This is a genomic window from Paractinoplanes ovalisporus (assembly GCF_016834655.1).
In the GTDB taxonomy this organism is placed as follows: Bacteria; Actinomycetota; Actinomycetes; order Mycobacteriales; family Micromonosporaceae; genus Actinoplanes; species Actinoplanes ovalisporus.
Genome location: NZ_JAENHP010000018.1, coordinates 188,890 through 204,837, shown reverse-complemented (window position 1 = coordinate 204,837; position 15,948 = coordinate 188,890). Strand labels below are relative to the sequence as shown.

At 71.3% G+C, this 15,948-nt stretch carries 18 protein-coding genes; 9 read left to right on the top strand and 9 right to left on the bottom strand.

What is annotated here, in order from left to right; genetic code table 11:
• The first annotated feature begins 66 nt into the window (after positions 1-66).
• From JIG36_RS37915 to JIG36_RS37900, 4 genes are read left to right on the top strand one after another with little or no spacing between them, the layout of a single operon-like run.
• Positions 67-681: a DUF4126 domain-containing protein gene (locus JIG36_RS37915; RefSeq protein ID WP_203381262.1), complete on the top strand. Its 615-nt coding sequence runs from the start codon at positions 67-69 to the stop codon at positions 679-681.
• A gap of 9 nt (positions 682-690) precedes the next feature.
• A complete protein-coding gene (locus JIG36_RS37910; RefSeq protein WP_203381261.1) occupies positions 691-2,037 on the top strand; it encodes a hypothetical protein in 1,347 nt (448 codons plus the stop codon).
• Positions 2,038-2,094: 57 nt separating this feature from the next.
• Positions 2,095-4,695: an FtsK/SpoIIIE domain-containing protein gene (locus JIG36_RS37905; protein ID WP_203381260.1), complete on the top strand. Its 2,601-nt coding sequence runs from the start codon at positions 2,095-2,097 to the stop codon at positions 4,693-4,695.
• On the top strand, positions 4,682-5,443 hold the full coding sequence (locus tag JIG36_RS37900; RefSeq protein ID WP_203381259.1) for a hypothetical protein: 762 nt from the start codon (positions 4,682-4,684) through the stop codon (positions 5,441-5,443). Before JIG36_RS37905 ends, JIG36_RS37900 begins: the two co-directional genes overlap by 14 nt.
• A gap of 123 nt (positions 5,444-5,566) precedes the next feature.
• Here JIG36_RS37900 and JIG36_RS37895 read toward each other — a convergent pair whose 3' ends face one another.
• Entirely contained in the window at positions 5,567-6,061 is a 495-nt protein-coding gene (locus JIG36_RS37895) for a recombinase family protein (protein ID WP_203381258.1), read from the bottom strand.
• Positions 6,058-6,252, bottom strand: a complete 195-nt coding sequence (locus JIG36_RS37890) for a hypothetical protein (RefSeq protein ID WP_203381257.1) — start codon at positions 6,250-6,252, stop codon at positions 6,058-6,060. The genes JIG36_RS37895 and JIG36_RS37890 overlap by 4 nt, the downstream gene beginning before the upstream one ends.
• Positions 6,253-6,541: 289 nt before the next feature.
• Between JIG36_RS37890 and JIG36_RS37885 the strand changes: the two genes are divergently transcribed.
• Entirely contained in the window at positions 6,542-7,831 is a 1,290-nt protein-coding gene (locus JIG36_RS37885; RefSeq protein ID WP_203381256.1) for a hemolysin family protein, read from the top strand.
• 4 nt (positions 7,832-7,835) lie between these two features.
• On the opposite strand, the gene JIG36_RS37880 is transcribed toward JIG36_RS37885, so the two are convergent.
• Positions 7,836-8,156 carry a hypothetical protein gene (locus tag JIG36_RS37880; protein ID WP_203381255.1) on the bottom strand — a complete coding sequence of 107 codons (321 nt, stop codon included), beginning with the start codon at positions 8,154-8,156 and terminating at the stop codon, positions 7,836-7,838.
• A gap of 18 nt (positions 8,157-8,174) precedes the next feature.
• On the bottom strand, positions 8,175-9,023 hold the full coding sequence (locus JIG36_RS37875) for a 3-hydroxyacyl-CoA dehydrogenase family protein (protein ID WP_203381254.1): 849 nt from the start codon (positions 9,021-9,023) through the stop codon (positions 8,175-8,177).
• Between the two features lie 188 nt (positions 9,024-9,211).
• Between JIG36_RS37875 and JIG36_RS37870 the strand changes: the two genes are divergently transcribed.
• Positions 9,212-9,559 (top strand): hypothetical protein, encoded by a 348-nt coding sequence (locus JIG36_RS37870; protein WP_203381253.1) that lies wholly within the window; start codon positions 9,212-9,214, stop codon positions 9,557-9,559.
• An 11-nt stretch (positions 9,560-9,570) separates the two neighbouring features.
• On the opposite strand, the gene murA is transcribed toward JIG36_RS37870, so the two are convergent.
• Positions 9,571-10,857, bottom strand: a complete 1,287-nt coding sequence (gene murA / locus JIG36_RS37865; protein ID WP_203381252.1) for a UDP-N-acetylglucosamine 1-carboxyvinyltransferase — start codon at positions 10,855-10,857, stop codon at positions 9,571-9,573.
• 42 nt (positions 10,858-10,899) lie between these two features.
• Here murA and JIG36_RS37860 point away from each other — a divergent pair, with 42 nt between their 5' ends.
• The 3 genes from JIG36_RS37860 to srmL all read left to right on the top strand — a co-directional run bounded on the left by JIG36_RS37860 (position 10,900) and on the right by srmL (position 13,140).
• Positions 10,900-11,475: a cob(I)yrinic acid a,c-diamide adenosyltransferase gene (locus JIG36_RS37860; protein WP_203381251.1), complete on the top strand. Its 576-nt coding sequence runs from the start codon at positions 10,900-10,902 to the stop codon at positions 11,473-11,475.
• Positions 11,475-11,870 (top strand): VOC family protein, encoded by a 396-nt coding sequence (locus tag JIG36_RS37855; protein WP_203381250.1) that lies wholly within the window; start codon positions 11,475-11,477, stop codon positions 11,868-11,870. The genes JIG36_RS37860 and JIG36_RS37855 overlap by 1 nt, the downstream gene beginning before the upstream one ends.
• A 169-nt stretch (positions 11,871-12,039) precedes the next feature.
• Positions 12,040-13,140 carry a PheS-related mystery ligase SrmL gene (gene srmL / locus JIG36_RS37850; protein ID WP_203381249.1) on the top strand — a complete coding sequence of 367 codons (1,101 nt, stop codon included), beginning with the start codon at positions 12,040-12,042 and terminating at the stop codon, positions 13,138-13,140.
• Here srmL and JIG36_RS37845 read toward each other — a convergent pair.
• The 4 genes from JIG36_RS37845 to JIG36_RS37830 form a co-directional block, all read right to left on the bottom strand.
• Positions 13,072-13,872 (bottom strand): PhzF family phenazine biosynthesis protein, encoded by an 801-nt coding sequence (locus JIG36_RS37845; RefSeq protein WP_203381248.1) that lies wholly within the window; start codon positions 13,870-13,872, stop codon positions 13,072-13,074. The two genes, srmL and JIG36_RS37845, sit on opposite strands and share 69 nt — an antisense overlap.
• A gap of 60 nt (positions 13,873-13,932) precedes the next feature.
• A complete protein-coding gene (locus tag JIG36_RS37840; RefSeq protein ID WP_203381247.1) occupies positions 13,933-14,400 on the bottom strand; it encodes a DUF2550 domain-containing protein in 468 nt (155 codons plus the stop codon).
• An 8-nt stretch (positions 14,401-14,408) separates the two neighbouring features.
• Positions 14,409-14,690 carry a F0F1 ATP synthase subunit epsilon gene (locus JIG36_RS37835; protein ID WP_203381246.1) on the bottom strand — a complete coding sequence of 94 codons (282 nt, stop codon included), beginning with the start codon at positions 14,688-14,690 and terminating at the stop codon, positions 14,409-14,411.
• Between the two features lie 108 nt (positions 14,691-14,798).
• Complete coding sequence (locus JIG36_RS37830) at positions 14,799-15,920, bottom strand: LCP family protein (RefSeq protein WP_438870786.1); 1,122 nt, start codon at positions 15,918-15,920, stop codon at positions 14,799-14,801.
• Positions 15,921-15,948: the final 28 nt, after the last annotated feature.

Genomic DNA, 15,948 nt, shown 5'->3' with positions numbered 1-15,948 from the left:
CACGACAGTACCGGACCGCCCCGCGCTCACCAGGCGCCGCTCGCGTGCGTTTGTCATCCTGGATCCGTGCTCGAAGCTCTGACCGGCACCGGCCTGGCCGCATCCGCCGGTCTCAATGCCTACATCCCCCTGATGATCATGGGCCTGCTGGCCCGCTGGACCGACACGATCGACCTGCCCACCGGATGGGACTGGCTGTCCAACGGCTGGACCCTGCTGATCCTGGCGGTGTTGCTGGTCATCGAGATGGTGGCCGACAAGGTGCCGGTGGTCGACCACGTGAACGACGTGGTGCAGACGGTGGTGCGGCCGACCGCGGGCGGCCTCGCGTTCGGCGCCGGCTCGTCCTCCGAGACGGTGACGGTCAGCGACCCCGGGTCGTTCTTCGGCTCGCATCAGTGGGTGCCGATCGCCGCCGGCGTGGTCATCGCCCTGGTCGTGCACGGGGTGAAGGCCTCCTCCCGTCCGGTGGTGAACGCCACTACGGCCGGGTTCGGCGCGCCCGTGGCGAGCACGGCGGAAGACATCGGCAGCGTCGTGATGTCCGTTCTGGCCATCCTCCTGCCGGTATTGGTCCTGCTCGGACTGTTGCTGATGGTCCTCGCGGGGGTCTGGGTGGTGCGCCGGCGCCGCCGGAAGAAAATCCTCGCGGCTTCCGGCGCCCCCGGGCTGGGTGGTTGACTCTTCGCCGTGCCAGCGCTCGCCGTACCCGCCTTCGCCCTCACCTGGTGGGCTGCCTGCTATCTGGCCGGCCGTGACCCGATGCGGCCGGCGGCGCTGCGGGCGGCCGGCGCGCTGCTCACGTACGCGGCCGGGGTGGCACTGTGGACGATCGACCCGGACGGCACGGCGGCTCAGGTGCTGCTCTGCCTTCCGGCCCTGCTCTGGGCGGGGGCGACCGTCGCGCTGCTGCCCTCGTCGGTGCCCGAGCGGCGCCAGATCGACCTCGGCTGGATGATCCTGGCCGGCGTCTTCCTGGTGATGCTGGTGCTGCTGCCCCCGGTGGTCCGGCTGGTCGCGATCGCGCCGCTGGCCGGCGGGCTGGTGCTGCTCTGGCGGTTCCGTGACCAGGTGCGACCGCCCCGGCTCACCGGCGCGCTCACGGTCGCCGCCGCCCTCTATGCACTGGCCCTGGCCGCCCTGCTGCTGCCGGTCGACCTGGGCTCGCCCGGCCTGGTGCTGGCCGCGATCGGCCTCGACCTGCTCGTGCTCGGGTTCCTGATCGCGGTGTCGGACGCGCTCGACGTCGGCGAACGGCTGCGCCCCGACCTGCTGCGCTCGGCGACCGCCGCCGTCGTGATGACCGTGCTGGTCGGCGGGCCGGTCGCGGTCACCCTGCTCGCGGTCGACCGGACGGCCGTCACGGTCCTGCTGTTCCTGGTGGTCGCGGTCGTGATGACGGTGTCCGGGCTGATCGGGCCGGTGAGCCGGGGGCTCGACGTGCTCGCGTTCCGCGGTGACGAGCGGCTGCGACGCGATCGGTCGGCGCTGCTGCTGCTGGCCGAGGCGCTGCCCCGCCACCGGGAACGACACGATCTGCTGTCCACCGGCGAGGACGACTTTCTGCGGTACGCACGGCAGGCGCTCGACAACTACGGCGACCTCGGCCGGCTGATGCGCAGCCCGCTGACCGACCTGCCCGCCGTCGACCGCCGGCTGAGCGGGCGGGCGCTCGACCAGCCGCTGGAGCGCGCGGTCGAGTTGCGGGCGCTGCTCAAGGACAAGGTGGAACGGCTGCGCCCGTCGGGGCCGTTCGAGACGACCGACGAGTGGCGGCACTACAACGCGCTGTTCTTCTGCACCGTGCTCGGGCTCAACCCGTACGGGCGCAAGCTCCGCACGGACGGCCTGGAGCGAGACACCCGGCGGGCCGTCGACTGGATGCGCCGCTATGTGCCGCGCGGCACCCTGCGGCGCTGGCACAACGAGGCGGCCGCGCTGGTGGCGGCCCGGCTGTGGGACGAGCTGATCGCCACCGACCCCCGCCTGCTGGCCCGGCAACGCGGCCACCGGACCGCGCCGACACGCAGCACATAATCCGGCGCTTTGGGCGAAAATGGGTAAAATCCCCCAACGTGAATTTCGGGGGGTCGTGTGGGTAACCACCGCAACGCGCTGGTCGCCGCCGTCCGGCAGGAACTTGCCGAGGCGCGCGGGGCCGCCCGTGCGGTGCTGGCCGAGGCCGAGTCGGCCCGGGGCGAGGCGCAGAACCGCAAGCAGCTCGTCCGGGACGCGTATTCGACGTGTCTCAACCAGCTCGCCGAGGCCCGCGACGCCGCTCGCCGCGACATCCAGCGCCGCTTCCAGTTCGAGTCGTCCCGCCTGGCCGGCAACGTGCGCCAGCTCGCCGCACGCAGCGCCACCGGGGCGGCCGGTCTGCCCTGGCGCATGTGGGCCCCCAGCGAGCCCGAACCCGGCACCCGGCCCGGCCTGCTGCGGATCGGCACGCTGACCCTCGACGACACGGCCGCGCTGCCGGCCCTGGTGCCGTTCCTGGACGCGGCCCACATCAACCTCGACGGGCCGGCCGCCACCGCCGACGGCGTGATCACCGGCCTGCTGCTGCGGGCGCTCGGCACCACCCGGCCGGGGGACATCCAGCTCACCGTCTACGACCCCGAATACCTCGGCGGCACACTGGCGTCGTTCGCCCCGCTCGGCATCTCGTTCGTGGGTCCGGGCGCGCTCGGCCCGGCCCTGGACGAGCTGGTCGAGCACATCTGCCGGGTCAACGAGACGGTGCTGGCCGGCGAATACCAGTCGCTGGCCGAGCTGACCGCGGCCACCCCCGGCGCGCGGGCCGAGCCGTGGCGGGTGATCGTGCTGCTGGCCGACGCGGCCACCGCCGAGGAACTGACCAACGCCCAGCGCGCCCAGCTCGACCGGATCGTGCGCACCGGCGTCGCGTGCGGCGTCCATCTGCTGGTCCGCGGGCTCGAGCTGGCCGAGCACCCGACCGTGCGCCGCCTGGAGGTGCACGACCAGACCGCCACCGCCGACATCACCGGCGACCTGGAGATCCGCCTCGATCCGCCGCCGCCCGCCGACCGGGTGGCCGCGTTCTGCCGCAGCACCGCAGAGCGGCTGCGGGCCGGCCCCCCTCCGGCCCGGTTGTCCGATCTGGAGCCGCGCGAGTTCTGGGCCGAGTCGTCGGCGCACGGGCTGGTCGCCCCGATCGGCGACAGCACCGACGGATCGCTGATCGACGTGCCGCTCGGCGACGACCCGCCGCACGCGCTGATCGGCGGGCCCTCCGGTTCGGGCAAGACCAACCTCCTGTACGCCTGGCTGGCCGCGCTGTCGACCCGCTACGGCCCCGAGGAACTCGCGTTCTACCTGCTCGACTTCAAGGAGGGCGTGTCGTTCGCCCGGTTCGTGCCCGGGCCGCGCGACCCCGGCTGGCTGCCCCAGGTGCGCCTGGCCGGCATCAACGTCAACGGCGACCGCGAGTTCGGGCTGGCCATGCTTCGACATCTCAGCGAGGAATTGCGTACGCGGGCGCAGGCGGCCAAACGCGTCGACGCGTCCAAACTGGCCGAGCTGCGCGCAGAGGACCCGGGCGGGCACTGGCCCCGCATCGTGGCCGTGATCGACGAGTTCCAGGTGCTGCTGGCCGGCCGGGACGCGGTCGCCGACGAGGCCGTGACCCTGCTCGAGGACCTGGCCCGGCGCGGCCGGTCGCAGGGCATCCACCTGATCCTGGCCAGCCAGGACGTCAGCGGCATCGAGGCGCTGTGGGGCCGCTCCGGCCTGATCGGACAGTTCACGCTGCGGATCGCCCTGCCCAAGGCCCGCCGCATCCTGGCCGACGACAACCTGGCGGCCGCGGTGATCCCCCGCTTCCACGCCGTCGTGAACGCCCAGTCCGGCACGTCCGGCGCCAACCAGATCGTGCGACTGCCCGACGCCGGCGACCGCCTGGTCTGGCGCAGCCTGCAACGACGCCTGTGGCGGGACCGGCCCGACGGTTGCGAGGAGCCCCGCCTGTTCGACGGCGACGCGGTGCCGCTGCTGCCCGAGAGCTGCCGGCCCTCCGGTCCCGTCCCCGACGCCGCCGCCCCCGTCGGTTCGTCCCCCGGAGCGGTGCTCGGCGAGCGCATCGACGTGGCGGCCCGACCGGCCCGGCTCCGCCTCGGACGCATGCCGGGCCGCAATCTGGCGGTGCTCGGGACCCGTACGGACGAAGCCTGTGACGTGCTCGCGGCGGCCGCGCTCTCGCTGGCCGCGCAGGGTCCCGCCCACTTCAGCATCGTCTGCCTGGACCCCGACGCCGCCCGGCCCGCGGCCCGCCTGATCGCGGAACTGCCGTCGGCCGACTGGTGCGACGCGCTACCCGAAGCGGCCCGCTCCGACGTGCCGCACTACGTGATCGGCTACGCCCTGGACGCCGGCGCCGACCAGGCCCGGCTGCGCAAACTGCTGACCGAGGGCCCCGAGCAGCGCACCCACGTGCTGGGCTGGTGGCGCTCGGTGGCCCGGCTGCGCGACTCGCTGGGCGGCCCCGCGGCCCGTCTCGACCCGGTCGGCGCATGGGTCGCGCTCGACGTGCAGGGCGCCGACCTGGCCCCGCTCTATCCCCAGCCCGGCGGCCCGGCCTGGTATCCCCGCACGCGGCGGGCCCTGTTCTTCGACCGCTCGGTGCACCGCACACCCGAAGTCATCGTCCCGTACGAGGTGAACAGTGACCACACGTGACCGCCAGCCGATCGGCCGGGACTACCAGTTGATGGTGAGCGCCCTGGCCGAGGCCACCCGCCGCCGCGACCACGAGCTGGGCAACGCCGACAACGCCTATCAGGAGAACGCCGCCCAGGCCGCGGGCGAACTGGCCCGGGCCGAGGGGGACGCGCTGTCGGCCGACCGCTGGGCCGGCGCGGCGGCCGCCCAGGTGCTCGACGTGGATCGCGAGGCGGCCCGGTTGTGGGACCAGTTGCGCCAGGCGCGCGGGGTGCGCGTACGGGCCCTGGGCGAAATGCCCGAGCCGGCTCCCGTGGACGCGCTGCCGCGGGTGGCGCTCCCCCGAAACCCCGACTCCGGCTCCGGTTCGGACACCCCGCCGGCACCGCGACAGTCCCCGCGGGCGCTGCTGGCCCGGGCCGCCGAACGCATCGACCACACGATCCGCCCGGCCGGCCGGCGTTCGCTGCCGCGCTGGTCGTTGCCGCTGCTCCCGTTGCTCGGCGCCCTGATCGCGGCGATGGCCGGGCTGGTCGGGTCAGGCCTGGTGACTTTCGGCGACACCGGGATCTGGGGCGGCGCGGTGATCCGGGGCCTGGGGTGGCTGGCTTTCCTGGTGGCGCCGTCGGCCGGGGTGCCGGTGGCGGCGTTCATCGCGCATCGCCGGTTGCAGGCGCGCCTCGACATCGGCGGCATCGGCCTGACGCTGCTGGGCGGCATGGTGGCGGCAACGCTGATGTCGCTGGCGTTCGCCTCCACCCACTGATCATCTTCCTCGGGGTCGTCCGGTGGGGGGTGCTGATCTTCGGATGGTTGATCTTCGGATGGTTGATCTTCGGGGAGCAGCCACCGCCTCCCCCGCCCGCCCAGGGAAAAACGTGGGGTAACGCTACTGCGGCGAGGGCGGCCGAATCGGGTTGTCCACAAGTGAGGAACGTCCCACAATCCTGGCGTCCTGAGTGCGTAGCAGGCGTGATAGGTGAGACGGGTACCAGCGCTCGCCGCCGGCCGGGGTGGGCACGCCGTCAGCGTTCAGGGCCGCGCAGATCTCGCCCAACCGGCGACCGGCCTCGCGCTCGGCCAGCACCCGCAGCAACACCTCGTCGGGACATCGACGAGGACGACCCAGCCGTACGCCCTGCCGCCGCAGCGACGCCAGCGCCTCGGTGGTGCGTTCGGCAATGACCCGGCGCCGCAACTCGTCGGCCGGCGCAACCAGACGCTGCCCCTCGACCGGCGCAACCAGACGCTGCCCCTCGACCGGCGCAACCAGACGCTGCCCCTCGACCGGCGCAACCAGACGCTGCCCCTCGACCGGGGCGACCGGACTCTGTCCGTCCGCCGTCGCCGCCCGGCGCTGATGGGGCAACGGTCGCGGCCTCATCGCGAGCTCCGCAGGAAGGCCAGCAACTGCCGCAACACGCGGGCCGCGTGGCGGCGCACCTCGGCCCGCGGGTGGAAGAGCGTGACGCCCAGGGTCGCGCCGACGTAGACGACGAAGGCGCCCACCAGACAGGCGATGACGACAGCGACCCAGCCCATCGCCGGGCTCAGGGTCTCGAGGAGAGAGAACACGACGGCTACCTCCCGGCTCCAGCCAGGGGACGCCGACTACGGCCCCTGCGTCCCGAGTGCCGTAGCCAGGCAGGCCCCACGGTCCAGCACAACCAAAACGGGGGGTCTGCTTCGACTACGGCGGACGGAAGTTGCCGCCTCCGTTTCTCGAAGGTAAACCCGCCGCGGCCATTTCCGGTAAAGGGTCACCGTGTCGGGCCCAACGCGGCCGCCGATTCTGACAGGCTTGATCTCTGCGCCCCGCGGGTAAAGCGGCGGGACCACAAAATCGAAGGGGTTGATCGCCGCCATGGGTAGTTATGGCTGGCAGATCGTGCTCGTCGTCGTGCTGGTGCTGCTCAACGCGGCGTTCTCCGGCAGCGAGATGGCGCTGATCTCGCTGCGGGACAGTCAGCTCCAGCGGCTGGAGCGGCAGACCCGCACCGGCCGTACGCTGGCCAAGCTGGCCCGCGACCCCAACCGGTTCCTGGCCACGATCCAGATCGGGATCACGCTGGCCGGCTTCCTGGCCTCCGCCTCGGCCGCCGTGTCGCTGGCGGCGCCGCTCAACGGCCCCCTCGACTTCCTCGGCACCGCCGCCGAACCGGTCTCGATCGTCATCGTCACGATCATCCTGACGTTCTTCACCCTGGTCGTCGGCGAGCTCGCCCCCAAGCGCATCGCCATGCAGCGGGCCGAGGGCTGGGCGCTGCTGGTCGCGCGGCCGCTCGACATGCTCTCCTCGCTGTCCCGGCCGATCATCTGGCTGCTCGGCAAGTCGACCGACATGGTCGTCCGGCTCACCGGGGCCGACCCGAACGCCGCCCGCGAGGAGGTCACCACCGAGGAGATCCGCGATCTGGTGACGCAGCAGCAGGAGTTCACCCCGGAGCAGCGCACGATCATCAGCGGGGCGTTCGAGATCGCCGACCGGATCCTGCGCGAGATCCTGGTGCCCCGGCGGGACGTGCTGGTGGTCTCGGCCGAGGCTCCCTCGCACGAGGCCCTGGCTCAGCTGATCGCCGCCGGGCACTCACGGGCGCCGGTCACCGGGCCGATGGGCCTCGACGACGTGCTCGGCGTGGTGCACCTGCGTGATCTCGTCGACGCCCAGGGTCCCGTACGGGATCACATGTTCGCGCCTCTGTTCCTGCCCGAGACGCTGAAGGTGTCGGACGCGATGAAGCAGATGCGGATGCAGCGCCAGCAACTCGCGCTGATCGTCGACGAGCGCGGCGCCATCGACGGCATCGTGACCATGGAGGACCTGGTCGAGGAAGTCGTCGGCGAGATCTACGACGAGACCGACCGCGACGTGCAGTCGGTCGTGCGCGAGCCGGACGGTTCGATGCTGCTGCCGGGCACGTTCCCGATCCACGACCTGCCCGACATCGGCGTCGACGTCGAGCATCTGGACGAGGGCGACTACACGACGGTGGCCGGTCTGGTGCTGGCCCACCTCGGCCACATCCCGACCGAGCCGGGCGAGATCGTGCAGGTCGACGGGCACACGGCCGAGGTGGTCGAGGTGACCGGCCGCGCGATCACCCGGATCCGGCTGCGCGTGGCCCCACGCGAGCGCGAGGAACAGACCAGCTAGGGATCTAGCTCTCTTTGTAGGCGATCGACAGGACGGCGTGGGCGACCAGGATCGCCTCGTCCTTCGAGTCGTACGGGCCGACGCGCAGCTCGACCGCGTGCCCACCGAACAGGGCCCGCACGGTCCAGCTGTTCGGATGCCGGTCGTCCTCACGGCTGTGGTTGACGACGACCTGGGTGGCCGCCCGGACGTTCACGGCCGACCACCGCTCGTCCGACCCCGGCGGCCATGCGCGGAACCAGCCCGGAGCGACGGCCAGGGCTTCCCGGCTCGCCTCGGCGAGCGCCCATTGCATGTCTTCCGGAGCCGGTCCCGTACGCGTCATAAGGGAATAATAAGACTTTTAGTACGTGTAGAAGCCCTTGCCGGTCTTCCGGCCCAGGTCGCCCGCCTGAACCATGCGCTGCAGCAGCTCGGGCGGGAAGAACTTCTCGTCGGCGGTGTCGCGGTAGATGTTGGTCGCCGCGTTGAGCATGACGTCGAGGCCGGTGAGGTCGACCGTGGCCAGCGGGCCCATGGAGTGACCGAAGCCCAGCTTCATCACGGTGTCGAGGTCGGCCGCGCTGACCACGCCCGACTCGACCAGCTGGATCGCCTCGACCAGGATCGCGCTGAACAGCCGGTTGGAGACGAAGCCGGCCACGTCCCGCTTGACCTCGACGCAGGTCTTGCCGACCTCTTCCGCGTACGACCGGGCGGCGGCCAGCGTCTCGTCGGAGGTCTGGTAGCCCCGGACGAGCTCGACCAGCTTCATCATCGGCACCGGCGAGAAGAAGTGGATGCCGACGACCGACTCGGGCCGCTCGGTGACCGTGGCGATCTGGGTGATCGGGATGGCCGAGGTGTTGGTGCCGAGCACCACGTCGGCCTTGCAGATCTTGTCGAGCGTGCGGAAGACCTCGTGCTTGGCCTCGACCTTCTCGTAGATGGCCTCGACCACCACGTCGGCGTCGGCGGCGGCCTCGAGGTCGGTGGTCGGAGTGATCCGGGCCAGCGTGGCCTCGGCCTCCTCCTCGGTGATCTTGCCCTTGGCCGCGAACCGGCTCAGCGAGTCACGGATGGCCGCCATGCCGCGACCGGTCGCGGCGTCGTCGACGTCCCGCATCGTGACCTGCCAGCCGGCCTGCGCCGAGACCTGCGCGATGCCGGAACCCATCAGCCCGGAGCCGATGACCGCGAGTCGACCCGCCATGTTGCCTCCCTCTACCCGAAACGACAGGCTCACATTAACGGGGCTCCTTAACGGGAACTCAGCCCAGGGTCCTAGGCTTATCCGGTGGATCACGAGGGGCTGCGGCCCGCGTGATCCACCAGATAAGCCCTAGCTCGATCGGGGCAATTCCTCGGAAATCAGCCGCGAACCGGTGCGAGACTATGCCCATGGCCTCAGGCAACGGCTGGTACCTCATCGGGCCACTCATCGCCGTCGGTCTGGTCGGCCTTCTCGGAGCGGTCTTCTGGCGGATGGGCCTGCAGTGGACGCTCGCGTCGGAACCCGACCCGGGCCCCGGACTGACCATCTTCGGCGACATCGACGACTACGGCCTGCTCTGCCCGGCCGCGGTCACCACCGACGCCGACGTCGCCGACGAGATCAAGCAACTGCTCGGCGACGCGGGCATCCGAGCCACCCAGACGTACGACCGGGACGGCCGTACGGTCGTGCTGGTGTTCGCGGAAGAGGTGGAGGCGGCGCGGCGCCTGGTCGGCGACAGCCCCGCCCTCTGAGACGCCGGCGCTCAGAAGTCGAACGTCGGCTCGGGCACGTCGGCCCGTTCCACCTCGACGCCCAGCTTGGCCAGGTCGGCCACGAAGTCGGGATAGCCGCGGTCAATGTGGTGCACCTCGCCGACCTCGGTCACGCCCTCGGCGCACAGACCGGCGATGACCAGCCCGGCCCCGGCCCGGATGTCGGTCGCCCGCACCGGCGCCCCCGAGAGCCTTTCCCGCCCGTTGACCACGGCGTGATGCCCGTCGGTACGGATGTCGGCGCCGAGCCGCACCATCTCGTTCACGAACATGAACCGGCCGTCGAAGATGTTCTCGGTGATCAGCGAGGAGCCCTCGGCCACGGCGGCCAGGCCGATCGCCATGGGCAGCAGGTCGGTCGCGAAGCCGGGATAGGGCAGCGTCACGATGTCGACGGCCTGGGGACGGTCGGTCATCCGTACCCGGAACTGGTTGTCACCGGGCTCGACCGTCGCGCCCGCCGTGACGAGTTTGTCGAGCGCCACGTCGAGGAACTCGGGCCGCACGCCCTGCACGGTCACGTCGCCCCGGGTCATCGCCGACGCGAAGGCCCAGGTGCCGCCGACGATGCGGTCGCCCACGGTCCGATGCCGTACGGGGGAAAGCTCCTGTACGCCCTCGATGGTCAGCGTCGACGAGCCGGCGCCCTCGATCTTGGCGCCCATCGCGGTCAGCATCTCGCAGATGTCGACGATCTCGGGCTCGCGAGCGGCGTTGTCGATCTCGGTGACGCCCTTGGCCAGAACGGCCGCCATCAGCAGGTTCTCGGTGGCGCCGACGCTCGGGAAGTCGAGCCAGATCTTGCCGCCGCGCAGACCGCCCGGCGCCGAGGCGATCACGAAGCCGTGCTCACCGGAGATCTGCGCGCCCATCCGGGCCAGGCCCGAGACGTGCATGTCGAGACCGCGGGAGCCGATCATGTCGCCGCCGGGGAGCGCGACGCGGACATAGCCCGTACGGGCGAGAAGCGGGCCGAGCACACAGATCGACGCGCGCAGACGGCGGACCAGGTCGTAGTCGGCCTCGCTGCCCGGGTTGTCGGGCACGTCGATCGTCGCCTGACCACCGTCCAGGGAGACCTGGCAGCCCAGCCGGCGCAGCACCTCGGCCATGATGGCGATGTCGGTGATCCGCGGAACGTTCTCGACGACGCTGCGGCCCGGCGCCAGCAGCGCGACCGCCATCAGCTTGAGCGCCGAGTTCTTCGCGCCACCCACAGTGACCTCACCGGTCAGCGGCGTGCCGCCCTTCACCCTGATCACATCCACGCGGGCCATGGTATGGGCTGGGGCACAACCGCGCCTCCGTAGGGTGTCACTATGGCCGTTCACCTCACCCGCATCTACACCCGCGCCGGCGACGGCGGGCAGACCCGTCTCGGCAACAACGAGGTCGCCGGAAAGACCGATCCGCGCATCGTGGCGTACGCCGACACCGACGAGTGCAACGCCGCCATCGGGGTCGCGCTGGCCCTCGGTGACCTGCCCGGCGACGTCCGTAAGGTGCTCACCGCCATCCAGAACGATCTCTTCGACGTCGGGGCCGATCTCTGCAACCCCGAGACGGAGAACCCGCCGTACCCGCCGCTGCGGATCACCGAGGAATACGTGACCCGCCTCGAGGGCTGGTGCGACGAGTTCAACGAACGGCTGCCCGCCCTCGACAGTTTCGTCCTGCCGGGTGGCACCCCCGGCGCCGCGCTGCTGCACGTGGCCCGCACGGTCGCGCGCCGGGCCGAGCGCTCCACCTGGGCCCTGCTGCAGACCGACCCGTCCCGTACGGGTGAGCTGCCCGCCAAATACCTGAACCGCCTCTCCGACCTGCTCTTCATCCTGTCCCGCATCGCAAACCCGGGCGGCGACGTGAAGTGGGTGCCCGGTGGGGGCGCGGCCTGATGCTGCACCACGTCGAGCTCTGGGTGCCCGACCTGCCCGGCGCGCTCGGCCCGTGGGGCTGGCTGCTGGGCGAGCTGGGCTGGAAGCAGTACCAGGACTGGCCCGGCGGCCGCTCGTGGCTGTGCGGCGGTGTCTATCTGGTGCTTGAGCAGTCGCCCGCCCTCTCCGGCGAGGTGCACGACCGGCTCGCGCCCGGGCTCAACCACCTGGCGTTCGACGCGGGCAGCCGGGCCGAGGTCGACCGGTTGACCGCCTCGGCCACCGAGCACGGCTGGGCGCTGCTCTTCCCCGACCGGCATCCTCGCGCGGGCGGCCCCGACTCGTACGCCGCTTATCTGGAGGACGCCTGGGGTTTCGAGGTGGAGCTGCAGTCCGGCCCGCCGGAACCCGCGTGACAGCGTCGGCGACGGGTGTCACCATCGGAACATGACGTCCCGCGCTGCTGTCTTTGCCCGGCCCCTTCCGGCGGCCGGCTGACCTGCGCGTTCCCTTCATGGCCGTCCCACCGGGGCGGCCATCTTCTCGTTCCGGCCTCCCCGTTCCCTTCACGAACAGGAGAAGCCGATGTCCCTGACCGTCCGCGACCTCACCGATCCCGCCGCAGGCCCGCACGCCATGCAGACCATCGTCGACACCGTGGTCCGGGCCGCGCACGCCCAGCACCCGGACGCCACCGTGGTCGTGCACCGCGGCGAACGGATCGTCGACATAGCCGACAACTACGACCGCCTGGGATACAGCCCGGCCGCGGCCGCTCGCGACGGCCGCTACAGCCGGTATGTCGACGAGCGGCGCATGCTGCGCTCTCAGACATCCGCCCTCATTCCCGGCGCGTTGCGGGAACTGTCCGTGCCCGAGGCGCTGATTGTGTGCCCCGGGATCGTCTATCGCCGCGACTCCATCGACCGGCTGCACACCGGCACACCCCATCAGCTCGACCTGTGGTGGGTGGGTTCCTCGCCGGGCTCTCTGATCACCTTGGTCGGGGCCGTGATGGCGGCGGCCCTGCCGGGTGCGGAGTGGCGCACGAATCCGGCCGTCCATCCGTACACGGAAAGCGGTCTGGAGATCGAGGCCCGGGTGGGCGATGCCTGGGTCGAGATCGGCGAGTGTGGTCTGGCCGCGGCGCACGTCATCGGCCCGGACCGGCACGGGTTGGCTCTCGGCTTGGGCCTCGACCGGCTGCTGATGCTGCGTAAGGGCATCGACGACATCCGGTTGCTGCGCTCGGACGACCCGCGGGTGAGTGGCCAGATGCTCGACCTGGCTCCCTACCGGCCCGTCTCAGCGCAGCCGGCCGCCCGCCGTGACCTCTCGGTGGCCCTGCCCGCGGGGGTGACGGCCGAGGATCTGGGCGATCGGGTGCGCGAGCTGCTGGGCCCGGACGCGCACTTGGTCGAGGAGGTGGCGATCGAGTCGGTCACCCTGCCGTCCGCGCTGCCTCTGGCGTCGCGTGAGCGCCTGGGCATCCGCGAGGGCGAGGTGAACGTGCTGCTGCGGGTCGTGCTGCGTGACCTGCGCCGGGCGCTGCCCAAGCAGACCGCGAACGCCCTGCGCGACCGCCTCTACGCCGGCCTGATGGGCGACCGAGCCTGGTCAGGCCAGCAGCTCGCCGTCGATGACGGTGACAGCCTTGCCGGTCAGCCGGGTCCGGTCGCCGCGTAGCGACACCCGCACAAACCCGCCCCGGGCCGACGCCTGATACCCGACCAGCTCGGTGCGACCGCCCAACCGGCCCGACCAGAACGGCGCCAGCGCGGTGTGGGCGCTCCCGGTCACCGGGTCTTCGCCCACCCCGGCGGCGGCGCCGAAGAAGCGCGACACGAAGTCGTAGCCGGCGTCGGGCTTGTCGGCGCGGGCGGTCACGACCACGCCGCGCCGCTCGTAGCCGGCCAGCGCGGACAGGTCGGGGGTCAGGTCCCGTACGGCGGCCTCGTCGACGAGCTCCAGCATCAGATCGTCGGTGTTGGGGCCGGTGTGGTGCACCGAGATCGGGGTGGCGCCCAGCATGTCGAGCAGGCGGGGGTCGGGCTCGACGGGAGTCAGGGGCGCGGTCGGGAAGTCGAGCGTGATCCAGCCGTCGTCGCCGGGGGTGGCGGTCAGGATGCCGCTGCGGGTGTCGAAGCGTACGACCGAGGAACCGCCTAAAACGTGCGCGGTGGCCAGCGTGGCGTGGCCGCACAGCGCCACCTCGACCGCGGGCGTGAACCAGCGCAGCGCGTAGTCGGCGTCGCCCGCGACCGGGTGCACGAACGCCGTCTCGGAGAGGTTGACCTCGGCCGCGACCCGGCTCATCCACTCGTCGGAGGGGAACTCGGTGCGGTCGAGCACGACCACCCCGGCCGGGTTGCCGGCGAACGGGCGGTCGGTGAAGGCGTCGACGATTCTGATCCGCATGGCTTCGACGCTAGAGAGCGATCCGGGGCGGGGCGACAGCCAATCGGAAAGGCGCGGCCGTTACTGCTCGACCGGGCCGGGGCGGATCGCCGGGCGGGGCGCGACACTGCCCGGCGGGCCCGGCGGCGCGGCCTCGAGCCAGGAGAGGAAGCCGGTGACCGTGGACTCGGCCATGGCGATCTCGATCTCGTCGAGGGTGGTGGCGAGGCGCAGGATCACCCAGTGGGCGGGCATCGTGAGGCGCTCGGGACCCTCGGGGGGACGGCGGCCCTCGACCGTGGTCGTGCCACGGTCGAGGATGCGTTTGGGGCGGAACGCGAAACTGAACAAGCGGTGGATCCGCAGCGTGCCCCCCGCGAACTGGCCGATCGCCGTGGACCAGCCACGGCCGGGCACGAGCGCGGTGACCCGGATCTGGAGGCGGATCGTCCCGCCGCCGAACATAAGCAGCCGGCGGCGGAAGAAGACCGCGAAGAGAAGCGCGAGCAGCGCGACGACGCAGATTCCGAAGACTTCCAGAACCCGCATCGCCGGAGTCAGTGGGACTCGGGGGTGGCGGGCGTGGCGCTCTCGGCCAGGACGGTCACACCGTCGGCGTCGATCGAGAGGAACCCGCCGGACACGTCGTAGGTGAGCTGTTCGCCGCCGGCGAGCTTGACCCGCACCTGGGACGGCTCCTTCAGCAGGCCGAGAAGCGGCGAGTGGCCGGGCAGCACACCGATCTCACCCTCGGTAGTGCGGGCGACGAGCATTTCCGCTTCGCCGGACCACACGCGTTCCTCGACGGCGACTACCTTGACGGGCAGCTGGTTGGCCACGCTGTCCTCCTGTTGGGCCTGCTTCGGTCTCCGGCGGCACAGCCGAATGGGTGAAGTCTAAACGGCGCCGCGATCAGGCGTGGTACGGGGTGGCAACCACCACACGCGTCAGGCGGCGTTGTTGTTGATGTACTCCGGGTTACGGAAGACGAAGTCCTGCACCGTGTCCTGCCGGACCGAGGCGAAGAAGTCTTTCGCGGTGGCGTCGAGCTCCTCGCCGCGGTAGCGCCCGTTGTCGATGATCGAGCTGCCCGGGAGCTTGATCAGCGTCATGTCGTCGGAGCGGATGTTCTTCATCGAGAACGCCCAGTCGACCACGTCGTGGCCGCCGCCGTCGAAGATCAGCGCCTTGCCGGCCGCCTTGAGCACCTTGTCGAGCTTGGCCGGGTTGGTCACGACGTCTTTGCCGAGGGCCTGCTTCGCCATCGCCTTGATGAACTGCTGCTGGTGGCGCTGACGGTCGTAGTCGCCCCGGGGAAGGCCGTAGCGCTGACGCACGTAGTCGAGGGCCTGCCAGGCCTGCAGGTGGTAGGTGCCCTTCTTGTACTCGGCCTGAGGGCCGTAGTAGGGGTGGGCGCACGAGTTGTCGGCGCAGCGGGACAGACGCGGACGCGGCTTGCCGTTGGGCTGCAGGTGCTCCGACTTCACGTTCTGGTCGATCGTCATCGTGACGCCGCCCATGGCCTCGACGATCGCCTTGAAACCGTTGAAGTTGATGATCGCGCCGGCGTCGAACTTGGGGATGCCGGTGAGCTGACCGACCGTCTTGGCCAGCAGCTCGAAGCCCTGCACGACGTCGTGCTTGCCGTTGCCGACCGCACTGCCGTAGCCCATCGCGGCGTTGATCTTGGAGCGGCCGCCCTTGAAGCCGGTCTTCTCGAACGGCGGGATGTCGACCACCAGGTCACGCGGGACCGAGAACAGGTAGGCCTGCTTCATGTCCTTCGGGATGTGGGCCACGATGATCGAGTCGCTCAGCGGGGTCTGCTCGTCGCTGCGCGGGTCGATGCCGACCAGCAGGATGTTGAGCGGCCCCTTGATGTCGGAGGCCTTGGCGGCGTTGGCGGCGGGAGCGCCCAGCAGGTTCTGGGTCTCGATCGCCCCGGCATACCTCGACACCAGCACCTGCTGGGCGACGATGGCACCGCCGGCGACGACCATGAGGACGCAACCGAAGATCGCGCTGAGCCGCGCCCAGAGAGGCGCGCGTCGTTTCCCGGACTTCGCCACTTGCTCCCCAATGCTCCGAACGGACGCC